Origin of the sequence: Myxococcus sp. RHSTA-1-4 (assembly GCF_020037125.1) — a bacterium.
Lineage (GTDB): Bacteria > Myxococcota > Myxococcia > Myxococcales > Myxococcaceae > Myxococcus.
This window is the reverse complement of record NZ_JAIQDG010000006.1, coordinates 121,888-141,604: the sequence shown is the minus strand read 5'-3', so window position 1 is coordinate 141,604 and position 19,717 is coordinate 121,888. Positions and strand designations below refer to the sequence as shown.

Below are 19,717 nucleotides of genomic sequence, written 5' to 3'. Positions count from 1 at the left end.
GGGGCGGCGGGCGGTACCGGACGCCATGCGGCGCCGGGCGGAGTCAGCCCTGGTGCTCGCCCGGAGGCAGGGGCAGGCCCAGGCGCTCCAGCTCCGCGCGCAGCTCCGCCGGAAGGGGGCTGCTCACGCGAAGCTGCCGCTGCGTCTCCGGGTGGGGGAGGGACAGCGAGCGGGCGTGCAGGAAGAAGCGGCCCAGGCCCGGCGCCTCGCGCCCGCCGTACAGCGTGTCCCCGACGATGGGCGCGCCAACCCCCGCGAGGTGCGCGCGCACCTGGTGCAGCACGCCGGTGAGAATCTGCACCTCCACGAGGCTGTATTCCCCCGTGCGTGCCAGCACCGTGAAACGGGACACCGCCTCGCGGGCATCCTCCGCTCCGTGGGGCGCGGGCTCCACGCGGTCCGGGTGCCGGGGGTGGTGGCGCAGGGGCACGTCGATGTCGCCCTCATCCGCCAGGGGGCCCGTCACCAGCGCGAGGTAGCGCTTGTCCACCGAGCGCCCACCGAAGGCCTCGCGCACCGTGGTCCACGCCTGCCGCGTGCGCGCCGCCACCAGCACGCCGGAGGTCTCCACGTCCAGGCGGTGGCACAGGCCGCCCTCGCGCGGGTCCACGGACGCCTGCGCGCACTCGGGGTAGCGCGCGACCAGGGCGTTGGCCACGGTGCCCGTCTCCCCGGGCTGCAAGGGATGCGAGGGCCGGCCCGCGGGCTTGTCCACGAAGACCAGGGCCGAATCCTCGTGCAGCACGACGAGGGGGAAGCCGGTGTCGGGCACCGCCTCGCGCGACTCCTCCTCCACCTCCACGGAGACGTTCTGCCCGGCCACCAGCGTCAGGCCCTTCTTCGCCGTGCGGCCGTTCACCTTCACCGCGCCGGCCTCGAAGAGGCGCTTGAGGCGCGCGCGGGACAGGCCCAGGGCTTCACCGACGAAGAGGTCCACCCGCTGGCCCGCCTTCGCGGCGTCCACGGTGAGGGTGTGCAGCTTGGGAGGGTTCACTCGGAAAGGGCCTCGTAGACTTCCTCGGCCGTCTGGAACCGGTCGTCCGGCTCCTTGCGGATGAGGCGGTGGGCCACGCGCGCGAGCTGCGGGTCCCCATGAAGGTTCAGCGCCAGCACCGGTGGCGGCTCCGTCTCCAGCACCTGGCGCCAGAGCTCGTGCGGCGTCTTCGCGTCGAAGGGGGGCCGCCCGCTCAAGAGCTCATAGAGGATGACCCCGAGGCTGTACAGGTCCGAGCGTCCGTCCAGCGGCTCACCCAGAATCTGCTCCGGGGCCATGTAGCGGTAGGTGCCCACCAGCTTGCCGGCCTCGGTAATCGCCACGTCGTCCGCGAGGAACTTGGCGAGGCCGAAGTCCATCAGCCTCACCTGCCGGTCCTCGTCCACCATGATGTTGGAGGGCTTGAGGTCCCGGTGCACCAGCCCGTGGCCGTGGATGTAGGCCAGGGCCTCGCAGACCTGGAGCATGGCGTCCTTGAGGCGTCCCATCCGCTCCGGGCGGTTGAGGTCCTCCACGCGCTGGACGCGGTCGCGCTCCTCCAGCTCCGGCCGCTTCGAGGTGGGGGGCGGAGGCGCGAAGCCCTCCATCGAGTCGTCGGAGTCGATGGCCGCCGCCGGCATGCCGCCGCCGGTGAAGCTGGCCAGGTCCTCGCTGGGGGCCTCGTCGGCGAAGGCGGCCAGGCCGAAGACGCGCTCTCCATCCTCTTCGGAGTCGGCCATCGAGTCCGACTCGCTGCCGGGGCCGAAGTCGTCGTCCGCGGTGCGCCGGATGGACAGGGGGCTTCGCGGGGTGCTGTAGCCGGTGGGGTGGGAGAGCAGGTTCTCGCTGCTCATGTCCAGGTAGTGGCGGAGGGTGAGCCCCTCGATGAGCTCCATGGTGAGGTACGGCACGCCCTCGTGGACGCCGGACTCGAAGACCTTCACCACGTTGGGGTGGGACAGGTCCGCGAGCGTCTCGAACTCGCGAGCGAGCCTGCGCGCGGCACGCGCGTCCAACGCCGGGCCGCCGGAGAGCAGCTTCAGCGCGACCTCGTCGTTGGTGCGGCGGTCCAGGGCCCGGTACACGGTCCCTGCCCCGCCACTGCCAAGCGTCTCCAGGACGCGGTAGGGACCAATGACCTTCAGGGGCATGGATGCGGAGATCCTACGGACCACGTCGGGTCAGGGTCAAACAGGTTATCCGCTCGATTGCCTGGAGTTGGGCAGTGCGGCCCGAGGTGGGTTTTAAATTCCCATCAAACCTGGGAGAACCCGAATCCAAATGCAACTTGGGAAGTACCAGCTGGTGCGGAAGCTCGCCACGGGGGGCATGGCGGAGGTCTATCTCGCGAAGGCCGCCGGTCCGATGGGCTTCGAGAAGACGCTCGTGCTCAAGCGCATTCTTCCCCACCTGGCGGAGGACCCCGCGTTCGTGGAGATGTTCCTGGGCGAGGCCAAGCTGGCGGCCCAGCTCGAGCACCCGAACGTCGTGCAGATTTTCGACTTCGGTGAGGCCGAGGGCAGCTTCTTCCTGGCGATGGAGCTCATCGACGGGCCGAACCTGCGCAAGCTGGTGAAGCGCGCGCAGGCGGAGCCGCTGCCTCCGGCGCTGTGCGCGAAGCTGGTGGCCTTCGCCGCGGAGGGGCTGGCCTACGCGCACGACTTCCGGGATTCGGCCACGGGCGAGCCGCTGGGGCTGATTCACCGCGACGTGAGCCCGGACAACATCCTGGTGTCGCGGCAGGGCGCGGTGAAGGTGGTGGACTTCGGCATCGCCAAGGTGGCGGGGCAGAGTCACCGCACGCAGACGGGCGTGGTGAAGGGCAAGGTGGCGTACATGCCACCCGAGCAGCTCCAGACGAAGCCGCTGGACCGGCGGGTGGACGTCTATGCGCTCGGCGTCGTGCTGTACGAGCTGCTCACGGGGAAGCGGCCGTTCGATGCCACCACGGACGTGAGCGTGATGCAGGCCATCCTGTTCGAGGCGTTCATCCCCGCCACGCAGCGCCGGCCGGATTTGCCGGGGGCCTTGCAGCAGGTGCTGGACAGGGCGCTGGAGAAGGACCGCGAGAAGCGCTACCCGGACTGCCGCGCGCTCCAGGCGGATCTGGAGCGGTTCATCATGTCCACCGGCGAGTCGGTGGGCGCGTACCAGATTGCCCAGTTCGTGGGGCAGTGGATGGTGGAGACGGGGGGCGCGCAGGTGGGGGGGACGCCGCCTCGGTCGGCGACGCCGCGCGGGGCGTTCGGGACGGGGCCGAAGCCGGAGACGGCGCGGAAGTCCATGGAGGTGCCGGTGGACTCCACGTCGCCCACGACGCCGATGCCCATCGCGATGCGGTCCGCGGTGCGGGAGCTGCCGCCGGCACCTCCCGTGGAGCGCGCGCCGGAGCGGTCCACGATGAAGGAGCTCGCGGCGGAGTCTCCCGCGAGCCGGTCGACCGTGCAGGAGCGGGCGGTGCCGTCGCCCTCGGAGCGGTCGACGGTGCAGGAACGGGCGGTACAGACTCCCTCGCGCATCCGGGGCGAGGAGCGCGCGACGCAGCCGATGCCCGGCCTGGCGGCGGTGGGGAAGCGTCAGTCGGGAGCGTCGTGGAAGGCGCCGCCGGACGTGGTCATGGCGCCGACGACGCCGATGCCTGCTATCACCTCGCAATCGGCTTCGGCCGACGCGGGAGCACAGGAGGACTCCGAGGATGGGGTGCACACGCGGAGCGCGGAGCTCACCGCGCCCGGGGCCCGGAAGAAGCCCGGGATGCTTGTGGCGGCGGCCGTGGGCGGGGTGCTGCTCACGGTGGGCGGAGGCTTCGCGCTGTTCGGTACGGACTCGGGCTCGAAGAAGGCCGTGCCGGTGGAGGTGGAGCCGCTGCCTCCCGGGAAGGTGAAGGACACGGCTTCAAGTGGGGATGGGGCGCGCGCGGCCGAGGCGCGGCCCGCGGAGCAGGGCTCGGCCGTGCGAGAGGCCGCCTCCACGGAGGCACCGGCGATTGCCGCCGCGCCTGCTGTTGCTCCAGCGGCGCCGAGTGAGAGCACGAAGCCGGCGGGCGGAGTCCCTCCTCCCTCGGAAGTGAAGCCCGCCAGCGATACCGCCGCGCCCGAGGGGAAATCCGAAGCCCCTCCTGCCTCCGAGCCGGCGAAGACGCCGGTCGTGGAGAAGAAGCGCACTGCTCCGGCTGTTCAGCGTCCCCGGCCGGCGGCAAAGGGCACCCTGGAGTTACGCATCCGTCCCTATGCCATCGTGTCGCTCGACGGGAAGGTGCTCGGCCAGACGCCGCTCGCGCCCGTCGAGGTGTCCGTGGGCAGGCACACCCTGCGGCTCGTCAACAAGGAGCTGGGGAAGGACGTGACGAGGACCATCGAGGTGAAGGCGGGCGAGCCCAACATGTTCAAGCTCAACCTGGAGGTGGAGTAGGGCGGGGGCCTCGAGAGTGCTGGGCAATGCCGGCGAGCTGCTGCTCTTGGGGCGCCGCCATGGTTCGGCGGGTGCGCCTGGCAAAGGGGCGGAGCCGTGCAGTTCCAAAAAAGAGGGGTTCCCCCCGCCTCGTGTGCCGTGTCCTGGGGAGCCGCGGTATCACCTCGGCCAGTGGAGGATTCGACCTCCATCGCCCACCACCCACAGATCCTCTGGGCTGGTGCCGGCGATGTCGTTGAGCCGGGCGCCGGAGACGGCGTGGATCTGCTGCCAGCTCTGGCCGTTGTACCGGTAGATGTGGCCACTCGCGCAGGTGGCATAGGCCGAGGATGCGCCGAAGGCGACGACGGAGGTGAGGTTGTGGGTGTTGGGGAAGGTCAGCTTGCTCCAGGTCGTGCCGTTCCACCTCACCGCGGAGCCGGAGTCACCCACGGCGAAGGCGAGCTTCGTGTTCACCACCCAGACACCCACGAGGCGGGCCACGCCTGAAACGCTGTGCTGGATGTTCTCGTTCACCCACAGGTTGTTGGCGGGGTCATAGCGGTACGCGCGGGGCGAGGGCGTGCTGTCGTACCCGCCGACCAGGAAGAGGGTGTCGCGCGAAACGCCGTGGACGTCGTACACGGGGAGGATGGGGTTGGTGGAGGTGTTGTTGAAGGTCACCGTGTCGACGCCGGTCCAGATGAAGGCCAGTCCCTCGCCGGAAATCGAGCTGTCGCTCGCGCCGTAGATGAGGAGGCTCCCGGTGTCTCGCAGGCCCACCATGCCGTAGGTGGCCACGCCGGTGAGGGTGACTTCGGTGCAGCCCGAAGCGGTGGGGAACTGCCAGGCCTGCCGGCCTCCGAGGGAGCCGAACCAGGCGCGGCCGCTGTTGGCCGGGTCTGACCACACGCTGGACCAGGCGGTGGAGTTCGAGGCGTTGGTGCCGACGTTGCCACATCCGGCCGTGGTGACGTTGAAGGTGGTGCTCCCCGGCGACACCACGGCGCGGCGGTTGTTCTCACCGACGGCCCAGACACCCCCGGCCGTCCAGGTGGAAACCGAGTTCCACACCTGGCTTCCCGAGCCGACGGTCTGTTCACTCCAGGCTGGCGCACCGTTCGGGCACACGGCCGCGGCCTCGGGCTGGGTGTCGCAGTCGTTGTCCTCCAGGTCGCACAGCTCCGGCGCGCCCGGGTAGGTGAACGGATTCCCCTCGTTGCAGTCGCCAGCCTGAGTGACGTACCCGGTGCCCGGAGAGAAGCACGACTGGATGGCCGTGCCGCTGCCGTACCCGTCAATGTCCGCGTCGAGCACCCAGCTCGACGGAGGCTGCATGAGCTGGCAGACGGCATCCCCAGTGATGGTGTCGCACGCGTACTGGCCGCCGCACTGGGTGGCCGCGTCCGTGCAGGCCGAGCCGGGCGTGGGGAAGCCCTCGTTCAGGTTGCCATCGCAGTTGTCATCCAGGTCGTTGCAGCGCTCCAGCGCGCCGGGACGCACGCCGGCGCGGGTGTCGTCACAGTCATCCGCCGCGTTCGTGGTGTAGCCCGCTGGTATGTCGGTGCAGAATTCCACGGGCCTGGCGTTTTTGTCTCCGTGCCCGTCCTGGTCCAAGTCCGGGGTCGCCACGATGGCGTTGGGGATGGTGCAGACGACCTCGCCGTTGCTTCCACAGCGGAAGGTGCCCGCGCAGTTCTGGGCATTGGTGCAGCCCTGGCCCAGCGACAGCTCCACCGCGTCCGGCTGGCCGTTGCAGTTGTCGTCCACGTCGTTGCAGCGTTCCGTTGCGCCCGGGTACATGGAGGGCTCGCTGTCCTGGCAGTCCGTGCCGCCGCTGAGGACATCCACGTAGCCGTCCTGATCCGCGTCCGTCGCGAGCAACCGCAAGGTTGTCGTGGCGGTCTGGCCGCGCGCTAGCGTGATGCGCTCCGAGTTGCTCACTACCGATTCGCCCGCGCAGGTCCGCTCGTAAGCCTGGGCCACCAGCTCAACGGTGTCGCTCCAGCTGTCTGGGGGGAACACGCCCACCACGAGGGAGCCTCCGGTGGGCTCACCCTTGCCCGCCACCTCCGTGGACAGCTCCAGGCCGCGGTTCACATCGCGGGCCACCACGAGTACACAACCAGGGCGGAAACCGCTGTAGACAATGCTGAGCTGCACGGCCTTGCAGGTGTTTCCTTCTTCAAGGACGGCATCTACCCCCTCGTCGCTCACGGTGCATCCGCCGAGTTCTTCGAGGCTCGGCACGGTGCATGCGCTCAGGAGCAAGAGGAGTACGGCTGTCGCGCGAATCACGGGGACACCTCCGCGACACGCCCGGTCTCATGGCTCGTGAACCAGGTAAAGGCAGCGCCTGCCGCGGCTGTGATGGCCGCCCCGAAAAGGATGTTCGCGACGAGCGCCTGACTCCGGGCCTCTTCGAGGTGACTGCTTCGGGCTTCCATGCGGAACGTCTCTCGCGCGTCCTGGATGTTGCCCCGGGACTGGAGGCCGAAGTATCCGCCCACTCCGCCGGCAACCACCCCTGCACCCAGCAACACCAGCGGGAGGGGGCGGAGTCCGCGCGAGCGCTCCTCATGGAGTTGGGGGGAATTCACGTCCACCGTCGGCGCGGAAGGCATCGGGGGCGTGACCAGGCCCGGAGGCTGCTCGGAGGATTGGACGGGCCGGTCGGTGTTGGAGGGCTCATGGGGGGAGGGGAGTGTCCGCGGTCGTGACTGCGCGCGAGCCTCCGCCGCGCGTGTGCTCCGCAGCTCTTCGCGTACGTTTTCGAAGTCCCGTTCCACCTTGGGGGACACCCTCACCGGAAGCCGTGCGTCCAGGTTCAGGGACAGGGCCTCACGGAAGGCCGTGAGTGACTGGGGCCGCTGACCGAGGTCCGCCAGCACGATTCCCCTGTACAGCGCTACCTGGACCCTGTCCTCGTCGCTTCTGGCCTGGGCCTTCGCATGGAATAGCGCCTCGAGGGACTGTTCGTACTCCAGTTCCTCATAGAGTCGCGCTGCCGTTTGCAGGCGTGCCCGGAACCCGGCCTCCTGCCCCTCAACTGCTGTCGCGATGGAGGCGGAGTTCTGCGCGAGCGCCAGTCCCGGCAGCATCAGTGCCACGCCCAGGAGCAGAGCTCGGGCGGAAGTTCCCCTCAGAGAAATGCTTTCCATGCAAGGCCACAATACCACGCACAGACGGCACTTCAGTGCCTCTGCACCCCAGGCCCTGCCAGGTCTGACATTGTGGCTGTTACCGCTTCGGAGCCGCGCGGCCATGCACCGCCAGGATTCCTCTCGCCAGCGAGACGAGCCGGCTCCGCAGTGTTTCCGGAGCGAGCACCTCGACGCCTCCGCCCACCTCGCAGAGTTGTGAGAGCGCAATCGTCTCCCGCTCGAAGTCCACGGTGACGGTCCGGGTGCCGTCCCGGGCTTCCGAGGCCGACTCGAGGCGCGCCCGGTCGGCCGGAGGCCGAAGCTGCTTCAGGGCCTCGGCTGCCTCCGCCGTGAGCCGCACCGTGACTTCATACGTGGCCCGCTTCTCCGCGAAGCGCTTGCACCACTCCCTCCAGAACGCGGGAAGGTCGAAGCGCTCGGGCCGGACGAACGTCTCCGGCAGCAGCTTCGCCCCCTCCACGCGCGAGCCCCGGTAGACGCGCGGCTCCTCTCCGTTTCCCGCGACGAGGTACCAGCGGTCCGCCTTGATGACGAGCGCGTACGGGTCCACCACGCGCCTGCCTCGCTTGCCCTCGAAGTCCCGGTACACCAGCGACACCCGCCGGTCCTGCCACACCGCGTCCCTCAGCACGGCGAGGTGCGGGACGGGCTCGCGCTCGGAGAACCATGACGACGCGTCCACATGGAGGCGCTGGCGCGCGTACTTCAGCGCGGGCTGCTGGATGGCGGGCAGCGCCGCAGCGAGCTTCACCATCCCCGTGCGTAACGGCGCCGACAGTCCCAAATCCTCCAGGGCACCCGGCGCGCCCACCGTCGCCAGCGCGTGCAGTTCCGCGCGGGTGAGTCCGGTGAGCTGTATGCGCCATCCCTCCATCAATGCAACACCGCCCGCCGCGCCCCGCGTCGCGTACACCGGCACGCCCGCGCCGGAGAGCGCGTCCAGGTCTCGGTGGATGGTGCGCTCGGAGACCTGGAGCTCGCGAGCCAGCTCACCCGCCGTCATCTTCGGGCGGGTCTGGAGCAGCAGCGTCAATCGGACGAGTCGGTCGGCACGCATGGGGGAATCCGGCGCGGAAGTGTACGCGGGGAATCATGACACTGGATGTCAGGATTCCCCCGGCAGGATGCCTGGGTGAACCTGACGCCCAGGGAGAGCCAGCCCATGAAGCCACTCGAAGGACGCATCGCACTCGTCGCCGGCGCCACGCGCGGAGCCGGGCGGGGCATCGCCACCATGCTCGGCGAGGCCGGAGCCACTGTGTACTGCACGGGGCGCAGCGTGCGCGGCAGGCCCGCGTCCGGCGACAAGCGCCCGGAGACCATCGAGGAGACGGCGGAGCTCGTAACCGCGCGCGGCGGGCGCGGCCTCGCGGTGCGGGTGGACCACTCGGTCGAGGAGGAGGTCGTGGCCCTGTGCGAGCGCATCCGGAGTGAGCAGGGCCGGCTCGACGTGCTGGTGAACGACATCTGGGGCGGGGATGCGCTGGCCGAGTTCGGCCCGCCGTTCTGGAAGCAGTCCGCCGCCAATGGCCAGCGCATGTACGAGCGCGCCGTCTTCACGCACCTCATCACCAGCCGCCACGCCGTGCCGCTCATGGTGGAGCAGGACCGGGGCCTCATCATCGAAATCACGGACGGTGACTCCTTCGGCTACCGTGGCAGCCTCTGGTACGACCTGGTGAAGCTGTCGGTCATCCGCATCGCCTTCACCATGTCGCGCGACTTGCGCCGGACGAAGGTGACGGCGCTGGCGCTGACGCCGGGCTTCCTGCGCTCGGAGGAGATGCTGGAGAACTTCGGGGTGACGGAGGCGAACTGGCGCGACGGCGCGAAGAAGGACCCGCACTTCATCGCCTCGGAGTCGCCCGCGTACGTGGGGCGGGCGGTGGCGGCGCTCGCGGCCGATCCGCATGTGGGCACCAAGGCCGGCCGGGTCTTCAGCTCCTGGGGGCTCGCGCGCGAGTACGGCTTCACCGACCTGGACGGCTCGCAGCCCCACTGGGGCGAGTACTTCGCGAAGGCCTTCGGCCACCCATGGCCCGTCGCCGACGAGGCCGCGTACGCCTCCTGGCGCAACGGCCCCACTGATCTGGCTTGTCCGGATTGGCCCGTCTACTGATCCGCGAGAGAGGGGTGTGTCTACCTGGACCCACATGCACAGGTCTCTCGCGGGGGCTCCAGCCGTTCGCGCCCCGCGGGCGACCGGCCGGGGGCCCCGAGTGACGGTTGGGCCACGCGCCCGTGGACGCGGCGCGGCGGCGTCGATAGGGTGCGCGGCTTCATGGAACGCCCCTCGGTTTCCGCCCTCGAGCTACAGGTGAAGGCCCGTCCGGTGCCTCGCCACGTGGGCATCATCATGGATGGCAACGGCCGCTGGGCGGAGTCCCGGGGGCTGCCCCGGCTGGAGGGCCACCGCGAGGGCAGCTCCAGCGTGCGCGAGGTGACCCGCGCCGCGCGCCGCCTGGGCATCCAGGCCCTGACGCTCTACGCCTTCTCCTCCCAGAACTGGGCCCGGCCCGCCGAGGAGGTCGCCGGCCTCATGGAGTTGCTGCGCGACTACCTCGAGCGCGAGCGCCCCGAAATCCTCGACAACGGCATCCGCCTCAACGCCATCGGCGACATCGACCGGCTGCCCCGCTACGTGCGCGAGCCGCTCGACTCGCTGATCGCCGACTCCGCCCACAACACCGGCATGGTGCTGTCGCTGGCCCTGTCCTACGGCGGGCGGGAGGAAATCCTCCGGGCCGCCCAGCGCCTGGCGGAGGCCATCTCCAAGGGGGAGCTGCGGGCGGGACAGGTGGAGGAGAAGGACTTCGAGCAGTTCCTGTGGACGAACGGGCTGCCGCCGCTGGACCTCGTGGTGCGCACCAGCGGCGAGCTGCGCGTGTCCAACTTCCTCCTCTGGCAGGTGGCGTACGCGGAGCTGTGCTTCACGGACGCCCTGTGGCCGGACTTCCGCACCGAGGAGTTCCTCCGCTGCGTGGCGCAGTACCAGCAACGCGAGCGGCGCTTCGGGTTGACGTCCGCCCAGGTGCAGCGGGAGGACCCTCCCCAGCGGGCCAAGGCGTGAACGAAAAGAACCGAAACCTCGTCATCCGCGTCGTCTCGGCAGTGACGTTGCTGCCCCTGGTGCTCGTGCTGCTCCTGCTGGGCGGCGTGTGGAGCGCCGGGCTGCTCGCGGTGGCCGCCGCGGCCTGTGTCGGCGAGTACTACCTCATCGTCCAGAAGCGGCTGACGGTGGCCGCCTGGGTGGGCATGGCCTTCGCCGCCGTGCTGCCCTTCCTGCCCATGAAGGACGCCGCCCGCACCGGCGAGACGGCCTTCTGGCTGACCATCGTCTTCGCGTTCTTCGCCTGGATATACCACCTCTTCAAGGGCCCCCTGGCCGAGGCCCCCACCCGCACGGCGCACCTGGTCAACGGCTTCCTGTATGGCTCGGTGGGCCTCACCGCGCTGTCCGCCCTGCGCCTGCTGCCAGAGCATGGCCTGGCGTGGGTCATCTGTGCGCTGACCATCACCTGGGCCAACGACACGGCCGCGTACTTCTTCGGCCGCTTCCTGGGGAAGCACAAGCTCTACCCCGAGGTGAGCCCCAACAAGACGTGGGAAGGGTTCTTCGGGGGCATGGTGGGCTCGGTGGGCGGCATGTTCATCGCCAGGGCCGGCTTCTTCCCCGTCTTCACCGTGTGGGACTGCGTGCTGCTGGGCGTGGCCGGCGGAATCCTGGGGCCCATTGGCGACCTGTGCGAGTCCATGCTCAAGCGGGCGTACGGGGTGAAGGACTCGGGCTTCCTCATCCCCGGGCACGGCGGCATCCTGGACCGCATCGACGCGCTGCTGTTCAACGCCCCCCTGGTGTTCGTCTACGTGCAGTTCGTGCGCGGCCTCCTGCCGTAGGTCCGCGCCGTTCCGCCTGCCCGCCTGCTCGGCGGGCCCCGTTGTGCGTTGTCCGTCCGGGCGCCCACGATTACTGTTGCGCCCATGCTCCAGAACGCCTTGTCCTTCATCGTGCTGTTGGGCGTGCTCGTCACGGTGCACGAGCTCGGCCACTTCCTCGTGGCCAAGGCCTGTGGGGTGAAGGTCCTGAAGTTCTCCATCGGCTTCGGTCCGAAGCTGATTGGCTTCACCAAGGGTGAGACGGAGTACCAGATTGCCCTGCTGCCCCTGGGCGGCTTCGTGAAGATGGCGGGTGACCTGCCCCACGAGGAGCTCAGTCCGGAGGAGGCCAGCCGGGGCTTCCTGGCGCAGCCTCCCTGGAAGCGCGGCCTCATCGTCCTGGCCGGCCCCGCCTTCAACCTCATCTTCCCGGTCCTCATCTACTTCTTCGTCTTCCTCGGCCCGCACCAGGCCACGTCCACCCTGGTGGGCTCCGTCAGCCCGGGCATGCCCGCCGCCGCCGCCGGCATCCGCCCCGGCGACAGAATCATGTCCGTGGATGGTGAGCCGGTGCGCACCTTCGACGACATGGTCGACGCGTTCGTCGGCCGCTTCGAGCGGCCCATCGACATCGTGGTGGAGCGGGACGGGAAGCCGCAGACGGTGAAGGTGACGCCGGTGAAGGTGGTGGACTCGTCCCCCATCGACACGGTGGAGCGGGGAAAGATTGGCGTGGAGTCGGTGTCGAGGCCCACGCTGGTGGGCGTGCCTCCGGGCTCCATCGCCGAGCAGGCCGGCCTGCGCACCTTCGACCGCGTCCTGGCCGTCAATGGCGTGCCCGTGCGGGACGAGGCCCGTCTCCACCAGGCGGTGGACAAGCACCCGGAGGGGACGCCCCTCGAGCTCTCGGTGCGGCGGCTGGAGCCGGTGCAGGTGGGCGCGGTGGCGGGGCGGCTTCCCCAGGTGCTGAAAGTCACGGTGCCCAAGCAGGCGGGGGAGGGGCTGGCGGCGCTGGGCGCGGAGTCCGCGGACCCGTACGTCGCCACGGTGGCGCCGGGCAGCGCGGCCGCGAAGGCGGGCCTGCGGCCGGGTGACAGGCTCGTCTCCATCGACGGGACGCCGGTGGAGTCGTTCCACCAGTTCGCCACGAGGCTCAACGCGCTGAAGGAGCAGCCCTTCACCCTGACGTGGCGGGGGGCGGGCGGTGAGCGCACGGAGAAGGTCGCGCAGGCGCCGCTGGAGACGGTGGACGGCATGGGCAACCCCTCCAAGCCGGTGGTGCTGGGCGTGCTCAACTGGGACATCCGGCTGGCGGACAGGCCCGTGCTGGACGAGGTGACGGTCCACATGGGGCCGGGCGCGGCGCTCAAGGAGGCGGCCCTCGTCGTCCCGAAGATTGTCGGTCAGATGGTGAAGGTCATCGGCGGCCTCTTCGTGGGCAGCGTGCCGCTGAGCACGGTGGGCGGGCCCATCATGATGTACCAGATGGCCGCCAAGAGCGCCGAGCAGGGCCTGGACACCTTCCTCAACCTGATGGCCATCATCTCCATCAACCTGGGGGTGATGAACCTGCTGCCCATCCCCGTGCTGGACGGCTTCCACCTGCTGTCCGCCGCGTGGGAGGGAATCCGCCGCCGCCCCATCCCCGTGCGGGTGCGGGAGGTGGCCAACATGGTCGGCCTGGCGCTGCTCATCATGCTGATGCTGCTGGCTGTCTCCAACGACGTCATGCGCTGAGGTGCCATGCGAGGAAGTGCCGTTGCGTGCGTGTTGGGGTTGAGCGTGCTCGCGGGCTGTGCCCAGCGCGCCGCGAAGCCCCAGCCTCCGGAGACTTCCACGGCCGGTGGCTCGCCGCCCGTGACGAAGCGCGAACAGATGCCGCGCACGTACCTGGGCGAGGGGCTCGCGTCCTTCTACGGCCCGGGCCTGCACGGCCGGCCCACCGCCAGCGGCGAGCGCTTCAACCAGAACGCGCTCACCGCCGCGCACCGCAAGGAGCGCTTCGGCTCCTGCGTGCGCGTGGTGAACATGGAGAACGGGAGGCAGGTGGAGGTGCGGGTGAATGACCGCGGCCCCTTCGTGGAGGGCCGCATCATCGACGTGTCGCTGGCCGCCGCGAAGAAGCTGGGCATGGTGGACAAGGGCGTGGCCCGCGTGCGGCTGTACCGCTGCGCCACCCCCGTGTCGGAGATTCCCCGGGCGTCCTGGGCCGCGCCGGTGTAGGGAGCGGCCCCATGTTCCTCTCGCTGGACACCTCGACGCTGACGCTGTCCCTGGCCCTGGTGGAGCGCGAGCCCGGTGGCGGCCTGCGCGCGCTGGAGCACGTGGTGGTGGGGCCTCCCCAGAAGCAGAGCGAGGTGCTGCCCGGCATCATCGGCGAGCTGCTGTCCCGGCACGGGGCGAAGCTGGCGGAACTGGAGGGGCTGGCCGTGGGCCTGGGGCCGGGCTCCTTCACGGGGCTGCGCATCGGCCTGGCCACGGTGAAGTCGCTGGCGTACGCGGCGGGCCTCAAGGTGGCGGGGGCCTCGTCGCTGGCGGCGGTGGCGCTGGAGGGCCCGGAGGACGTGCCGCTGTACTGCCTGGCGGTGGCGCGCAAGGACGACCTGTACCTGGGCGCGTACGTGCGGCGGGGCGGGACGGTGGAGGCGCTGGAGCCGGAGACGGCCATGTCCCCCCAGGAGGTGGCCGCGCGCCTGGCCGCGGAGCCCCGGGCGCTGGCGCTGGGGCCCGCGCTGGTGGACTACCGCTCGGCGCTGGAGTCCCACGGCGTGGCGCCGCACCGGCTGCTGGCGGGGCCGGCCTTCCCCTCGGCGGTGGAGCTGGCGCGGCTGGTGCGCTTCCCGGAGGAGCGCTCGCTGCAGGCGCTCTTCGCGCTGGAGCCGCACTACGTGCGCGCCTCCGAGCCGGAGCGCAACCCGAAGTTCCCCCCGCTGCCCGGGCCGGCGCCCACGGCGCGGTTGAAGGAAGACTGAAGCCGTCGCGCGGCCCTCGCGTCCGCGTGCGCGGGTGAGTAAAGGACGCGCCCATGAAAGACGATGTGATGATTGGCGTGGTGGGGGCCACCGGCGTGGTGGGCCGTGAGGTGCTGGCCGCGTTGTACGCGCAGGACGTGCCCGCCGAGCGCGTGCGCGCCTTCGGCTCCGAGCGCTCGAAGGGCCTGGACGTGGAATACGGCGAGGACTCGCTGGAGGTGGAGCGGGCCACGCCGGAGGCCTTCCGGGGCCTGGGCGTGGTGCTGCTGGCCACCCCGGCGGAGGCGTCCCGTACGCTGGCCCCGGCCGCGCAGGCGGCGGGGGCCTGGGTGGTGGACGTCAGCCCCGCCTTCCGGGGCGACGGCAACGTGCCGCTCGTCCTCCCGGGCTTCAACGGCGAGGCGCTGGGCGCGGGCTTCACCTTCAAGGGCCGCGTGGTGTGCCTGCCGGGCGCCGTCACCTCCGCCGTGGTGCACGTGGTGGAGCCGCTGCGCCGGGCCTTCGGCGTGGTGCGCGCGCAGGTGACGGCGATGATGGGCGTGTCCAGCGCGGGCGTGCGCGGGGTGGCGGAGCTGGAGAAGCAGACGGCGGACCTCTTGTCCGGGCGCGAGCCGGAGCCCCACGTCTTCCCCCACCGGGTGGGCTTCAACCTGGTGCCCCAGGTGAGCGGCTTCATGGTGAACTCCCCCTGGACGGAGGAGGAGGGCGGCTGGACGCTGGAGGCCGCCCGGCTGTTCTCCGCCCGGGGCGAGGTGCCCGTCATCGCCGGCACCGCGGTGCAGGTGCCCAGCTTCTACGGCCACGGCATCACCCTCAACGTGCAGCTCAAGAAGCCGGGGCCCGTGGAGCAGGTGCGCGCCGCCCTCAAGACGTCCTCCACCCTCAAGGTGCTGGATGCCCCCGGCGAGCGCATCTACCCCATGCCCATGCTGGTGACGTCAGACCCGGCGGTGCATGTGGGCCGGGTTCGCGCCTTTCCCCAGGCCCCCGAGTGGGTGACGCTCTTCGCCGCCGTGGACAACGCCACCCGGGGCGCCGCCCTCAACCTGGTGGAAGCGGGGATGCTCCTGGCGAAGCGCCCCGCCTGACAAATTGGCAAAGCCCCTCGAGCCGCCCTGCCTGTTTGGCGTGGCCGAGGGGGCCCGCCATGGGGGAAATAGGGCGGTTGCATGGGGGTTGTGGGTGGCCTCCCGATTGCTAGCCTGCGCGTACCCATGCGTTTCCTACTCGTTGGCCTCCTGCTCTTCGCGTCGACCGCCCTGGGGCAGACCCTGACCCTGACGGTCGGTAGCAGTACCGATCCCTCCGATACCCTTGGCCTCAACCGCGAAGACTGCGGCAGGAACCTGGACCTCAAATGGAGCTTCACGGGTGGGACTGCCTGTGAGCCGCTGCAGCTCTGGGTGACCACGGCCAGCAGCTGCGGGGAGGCGCCGGCGGCGGGCGACTACGTCCTGGACGAGGTGCCGGAGGGCAATGTCGGCAATCCGGGGACCGAGGTACGCCGCATCGCCGTGGACCAGCTCCCCGTCTTCACCTCCGCGGATGGCGGCTCGACGACGTGCTCCACCGCCACCGTGGACCAGACGATGCGCGTCTGTGGCTTCACCCAGTCCGCCAGCCTGACGAATATCTGCGACATCGACGTCAAGGTGAGCACTGCGCCGAAGATCCGCTTCGACACCCGGCCCCCGCCCAAGCCCACCATCAGCGCGGTGATTCCCCGTGACTCGGCGCTGGGCGTCACGGTGTCGGCCGAGAGCGACTCCACCGTGAGGGTGGTGGCCCTGCTGACGGACGGGGACGGAGGTGTCGGCGCCGAGGTGGCCAGCGACGAGACGACGGCCACGGGCACCGCGGAGCTGGCGGATCTGCAGAACGGGGTGACCTACCAGGTCCTCGCCTATGCGACGGACCAGTCGAAGAACACGAGCGAGGCGTCGGACCCGAGCACGGGCACGCCCGTCGCGAGCCGCGGCTTCTTTGGCACCTACGTCGACGCCGGGGGGGCTGAGAGGGGCGGGTGTGGCGTGGCGGGTGGAAGCCTCGCCGGGGGCGCGGCGCTGGCCATTCTGGGTATCTGGTTGTCGAGGAGGAAGCAGTCATGAGTCGGGCAACGGCCCTGGGGTTCGCGGCGCTCCTGTCGTCGCTTCCCGCCTGGGGACAGGAAGCGCCGCCGGTGGTGCAGCCGGTGTCGCTGGCGTCTCCGCGCAGTGGCGCGGTGGTGCTGAGGCTGGGCGGTTACAAGCCCCTCATCGACGAGGAGGAAGGGCTTGGCGGCACGCCGTACGAGGACTTCTTCGGTGACGAGTCGCTGCTGCTGTTCGAGGCGGAGATGCAGCGCTTCTTCTACCAGGGCATCGGTACGGCGGGCCTGAGCCTGTCGGCCGGCTACGGGGAGAAGTACGCGCCCGCGCGGCTGGAGGGCGGCGCCCCGGCGGCGGAACAGTCGGCGCTGAGGGTGATTCCGCTGAGCGCCAACGTCTTCTACAAGTTCGATTACGCCGCCTTCGAGTGGGGCATCCCCCTGGTCCCCTACGGCAAGCTGGGCCTCATCTACACGCCGTGGTGGATTACCAAGGGGAGCGACACCGAGACGGCGGATGGCCGGAAGGGCAACGGCGGCGAGTGGGGCTGGGGCGCCACGGGCGGCGTGGCCTTCATGCTGGACGTGCTGGAGCCGCGCTTCGCGCGCGACTTCGACACGGACATCGGGGTGAACCACAGCTACCTGTTCGCCGAGTACACCTACGCGGATGTGAACAATTTCGGCGGCGGCGGGCTCAACCTGTCCAGCCGGCGCTGGATGTTCGGACTGGCGCTGGACTACTAAGCGGCTCATGCCGCCTCCTCCTCGCCCCTCCGCCCCGCTTGTCGCGCTGCTGCTCCTGACGGTCGCCGTGGGCCCCTGGGCCTCCGGCTGCCGGCGGGTGGTGCGGCCGGACATGGGGCAGGACCGCACGGTGGAGGCGGGCGTGCCGGTGGAGCTCGGCTCGCGTGAGGAGGGCGCGACGGCCGTCACCTGGGAGCCGGGTGATGGCACCGCGCCCGTGAAGGCCGCGCGGCTGTCCCACGCCTTCGCGCGGACGGGCTCGTACACCGTGCGCGCGCTGCACGAGGGCGAGGAGGTGGGCCGCGTGCAGCTCACCGTGGTGCCGCGGCCGGTGCTGCGCGCGGTGCCCGCGGCGGCGCAGACGGTGCTGTGGGTGCCCCGGCTTCGCGGCAACGTGGAGCCGCTGGTGGACTTCTACGAGCGGCTCATCGGCCCGGAGAACGCGCGGCGCTCGCTGGAGGAGGCGCCGCTGGTGTCGCTGATGCTGCGCGGCCTGTCGGACGGCGCCGGCGTGGTGGACCCGGAGGAGGGCTTCGGCTTCTTCCTGCTGCCCGAGTTCGACGGCGTGGTGGCGCTGCTGGGCGTGACGGAGCCGGAGTCGGCGATGGACGCGGTGGCGGGGGAGCTGGAGGACGCCGGCCACCAGGTGATTCCCCGGGACGACGGCACGGCGCGGGTGGTGCCCTCGGACGGCAGCTCGCCGATGCTGCTGTTCGAGGACCGGGGCTACCTCTACCTCGCCGTGCCGGAGGACCCGGACGCGACGGAGGAGGGCGCGCCGGTGGATGCGCAGGCCGTGGCGACTCCGGACGTGGAGGTGGCGCGCCGTGCGGTGAAGTCCTTCACGGGCCCCGGCATCTCCGAGGAGGCCCTGCTGGGCGAGCTGCGCGGGAAGGTGGCCGAGGGCAGCGTGTACCTGTACTCGGGGGCGCGGCCGGACCCGCTGGAGGCGGGGGAGGAGGAGGGCCCGGTGCGGGGCTTCTTCGCGTCCCTGGCCGTGCGGCCGGAGCGGGTGGACCTGGATGGCTTCCTCGCCTCGTCCCGGCCGCTGCTGCGGGGCGCGAGCGCGCCGGCGTCGGCCCTGCTGGAGCAGGCGGCGCTGGGGCCCTTCGCGGCGGCGCAGCTCTCCGTGCCGCCCGAGGAGCTGGCGAAGCTGGCCTTCGGCTCCCCGGGCTCGCCCCGCCGCCAGCGCACGCTGGAGCGGTGGCGCCAGCAGGGACTGGACGCGGAGCCGCTGCTGAAGGCGCTGCGCGGCGACGTGGCGATGCTGGTGTACTTCGACGCGCCGGCCTTCTTCCGCAACTTCATCCGCGAGAAGCGGCCGGAGCCCCGGGGCACCGTGGTGGTGGAGGCGGGGCTGACCTCGTCCGAGGAGGTGCTGCGCCTCATCGACCGGCAGCTCCAGGACACCTCGCTGCGCTACACCACGCAGAAGCTGCCGGAGGGCGTGCTCTACCGCACGCGGGTGCGGGAGCAGCCGGTGGAGCTGCGTGTCACCCCGCAGCGGGCCACGCTGCTGGCGGGTGAGCTGCTGGAGGGGCGCCCGCGCGGGGACGTGGGCACGGCGCTGCGCGAGCGCTTCGGCGGTGAGGCCTTCGGCGCCGGGCACGTGTCGGTGATGCTGGACCTGGGACAGCTTCGCGCGGACCTGCGTGCGCCGGAGAGCGTGCCGGGCGTGCCCCAGGGACAGCTCGAGGCGGCACGGGCCTTCACTGGCGCGCTGCTGGAGCAGCTCACGCCGCTGGACTCGGCCTTCCTGGACTTCTCGCTGGCGGAGGGCGGGGCCCGGCTCAAGGGGCGCATGTCGCTGCGGGGCGAGCGGGAGGTGTCGCGTTGAGCGGCGGCGGGAGCATCACCGTTCTCTATTTCGCCGCGGCCCGCGAGCGCGCGGGCGGGGCGCGCGAGACGCTGGAGGTGCCCGGGGGCGCCCTCGTGGGCGACGTGCTGCGGCTGCTCACCGGGAAGCACCCGGCGCTGGCGCCGCTCTTGCCGCACCTGCGCGTGGCGGTGGACCAGGAGTTCGTGGGCCCGGAGGCGCCGGTGCGCGCGGGCGCGGAGGTAGCGCTCATTCCGCCGGTGGCCGGGGGCTCGCCGGGGCTGTTCTCCGTGGTGGACCGGCCGCTGCGTCTGGAAGAGGCCGTGGAGGCGGTGGAGGGGGAGGGGTACGGCGGGCTCGTCACCTTCAGCGGCTCCGTGCGCGACCAGACGAAGGGCCGGCGGGTGCTGCGGCTGGAGTACGAGGCCTACGCGCCCATGGCGGAGAAGAAGCTGGCGGAGATTGGGGCGGAGGTGGCGGCGCAGTGGCCGGGGACGCGGCTGGCCATCGTCCACCGCGTGGGCACGCTGGTGCCGGGAGAGCTGGCCGTGGTCATCGCCGCGGCGGCGCCCCACCGGAAGGAGGCCTTCCGCGGCTGCGAGCACGCGATTGAGCGGCTCAAGCAGGACGTGCCCATCTGGAAGAAGGAGTTCTTCGAGGACGGCGAGGTCTGGGTGGGCCTGGGGCCCTGAC

General features: G+C 71.0%; 17 protein-coding genes. 12 read left to right on the top strand and 5 right to left on the bottom strand.

Annotation, left to right across the window (positions count from 1 at the left end; translation table 11 throughout):
* Nucleotides 1–43 precede the first annotated feature (43 nt).
* On the bottom strand, nt 44–994 hold the full coding sequence (locus K8638_RS11325; protein WP_223754483.1) for an RluA family pseudouridine synthase: 951 nt from the start codon (nt 992–994) through the stop codon (nt 44–46).
* Nucleotides 991–2,124, bottom strand: coding sequence for a serine/threonine-protein kinase (locus K8638_RS11320; protein WP_223754482.1), 1,134 nt, complete (start codon nt 2,122–2,124; stop codon nt 991–993). Before K8638_RS11320 ends, K8638_RS11325 begins: the two co-directional genes overlap by 4 nt.
* A 130-nt stretch (nt 2,125–2,254) precedes the next feature.
* Here K8638_RS11320 and K8638_RS11315 point away from each other — a divergent pair, with 130 nt between their 5' ends.
* Complete coding sequence (locus K8638_RS11315; protein WP_223754481.1) at nt 2,255–4,384, top strand: serine/threonine-protein kinase; 2,130 nt, start codon at nt 2,255–2,257, stop codon at nt 4,382–4,384.
* Nucleotides 4,385–4,543: 159 nt separating this feature from the next.
* On the opposite strand, the gene K8638_RS11310 is transcribed toward K8638_RS11315, so the two are convergent.
* From K8638_RS11310 to K8638_RS11300, 3 genes are all read right to left on the bottom strand, one after another.
* Nucleotides 4,544–6,580 carry a putative metal-binding motif-containing protein gene (locus K8638_RS11310; protein ID WP_223754480.1) on the bottom strand — a complete coding sequence of 679 codons (2,037 nt, stop codon included), beginning with the start codon at nt 6,578–6,580 and terminating at the stop codon, nt 4,544–4,546.
* A gap of 77 nt (nt 6,581–6,657) precedes the next feature.
* Entirely contained in the window at nt 6,658–7,629 is a 972-nt protein-coding gene (locus K8638_RS11305; protein ID WP_223754479.1) for a tetratricopeptide repeat protein, read from the bottom strand.
* Nucleotides 7,604–8,584 (bottom strand): YafY family protein, encoded by a 981-nt coding sequence (locus K8638_RS11300; protein ID WP_223754478.1) that lies wholly within the window; start codon nt 8,582–8,584, stop codon nt 7,604–7,606. The genes K8638_RS11305 and K8638_RS11300 overlap by 26 nt, the downstream gene beginning before the upstream one ends.
* A gap of 105 nt (nt 8,585–8,689) precedes the next feature.
* Between K8638_RS11300 and K8638_RS11295 the strand changes: the two genes are divergently transcribed.
* The 11 genes from K8638_RS11295 (at nt 8,690) to moaD (ending at nt 19,716) form a co-directional block, all read left to right on the top strand.
* Complete coding sequence (locus tag K8638_RS11295) at nt 8,690–9,646, top strand: SDR family oxidoreductase (protein WP_223754477.1); 957 nt, start codon at nt 8,690–8,692, stop codon at nt 9,644–9,646.
* 162 nt (nt 9,647–9,808) lie between these two features.
* Nucleotides 9,809–10,597 carry an isoprenyl transferase gene (locus K8638_RS11290; protein ID WP_223754476.1) on the top strand — a complete coding sequence of 263 codons (789 nt, stop codon included), beginning with the start codon at nt 9,809–9,811 and terminating at the stop codon, nt 10,595–10,597.
* Nucleotides 10,594–11,424: a phosphatidate cytidylyltransferase gene (locus K8638_RS11285; protein WP_223754475.1), complete on the top strand. Its 831-nt coding sequence runs from the start codon at nt 10,594–10,596 to the stop codon at nt 11,422–11,424. The genes K8638_RS11290 and K8638_RS11285 overlap by 4 nt, the downstream gene beginning before the upstream one ends.
* Before the next feature lie 84 nt (nt 11,425–11,508).
* On the top strand, nt 11,509–13,140 hold the full coding sequence (gene rseP / locus K8638_RS11280) for an RIP metalloprotease RseP (RefSeq protein ID WP_223754474.1): 1,632 nt from the start codon (nt 11,509–11,511) through the stop codon (nt 13,138–13,140).
* A 6-nt stretch (nt 13,141–13,146) separates the two neighbouring features.
* Nucleotides 13,147–13,626, top strand: a complete 480-nt coding sequence (locus tag K8638_RS11275; protein ID WP_223754473.1) for a septal ring lytic transglycosylase RlpA family protein — start codon at nt 13,147–13,149, stop codon at nt 13,624–13,626.
* Between the two features lie 11 nt (nt 13,627–13,637).
* Nucleotides 13,638–14,375, top strand: coding sequence for a tRNA (adenosine(37)-N6)-threonylcarbamoyltransferase complex dimerization subunit type 1 TsaB (tsaB, locus tag K8638_RS11270; RefSeq protein WP_223754472.1), 738 nt, complete (start codon nt 13,638–13,640; stop codon nt 14,373–14,375).
* Between the two features lie 53 nt (nt 14,376–14,428).
* The gene (locus tag K8638_RS11265) at nt 14,429–15,463 is read left to right on the top strand and encodes an aspartate-semialdehyde dehydrogenase (RefSeq protein WP_223754471.1); all 1,035 of its coding nucleotides are present in this window, start codon (nt 14,429–14,431) and stop codon (nt 15,461–15,463) included.
* A gap of 126 nt (nt 15,464–15,589) precedes the next feature.
* The gene (locus tag K8638_RS11260; RefSeq protein WP_370643953.1) at nt 15,590–16,483 is read left to right on the top strand and encodes an MXAN_2561 family MXYO-CTERM-anchored protein; all 894 of its coding nucleotides are present in this window, start codon (nt 15,590–15,592) and stop codon (nt 16,481–16,483) included.
* Complete coding sequence (locus K8638_RS11255; RefSeq protein ID WP_223754469.1) at nt 16,480–17,208, top strand: MXAN_2562 family outer membrane beta-barrel protein; 729 nt, start codon at nt 16,480–16,482, stop codon at nt 17,206–17,208. The genes K8638_RS11260 and K8638_RS11255 overlap by 4 nt, the downstream gene beginning before the upstream one ends.
* A 7-nt stretch (nt 17,209–17,215) precedes the next feature.
* Nucleotides 17,216–19,045, top strand: a complete 1,830-nt coding sequence (locus K8638_RS11250; RefSeq protein ID WP_223754468.1) for a PKD domain-containing protein — start codon at nt 17,216–17,218, stop codon at nt 19,043–19,045.
* Nucleotides 19,042–19,716 (top strand): molybdopterin converting factor subunit 1, encoded by a 675-nt coding sequence (gene moaD / locus K8638_RS11245; protein ID WP_223754467.1) that lies wholly within the window; start codon nt 19,042–19,044, stop codon nt 19,714–19,716. The genes K8638_RS11250 and moaD overlap by 4 nt, the downstream gene beginning before the upstream one ends.
* The last annotated feature ends 1 nt before the right edge of the window (nt 19,717 follow it).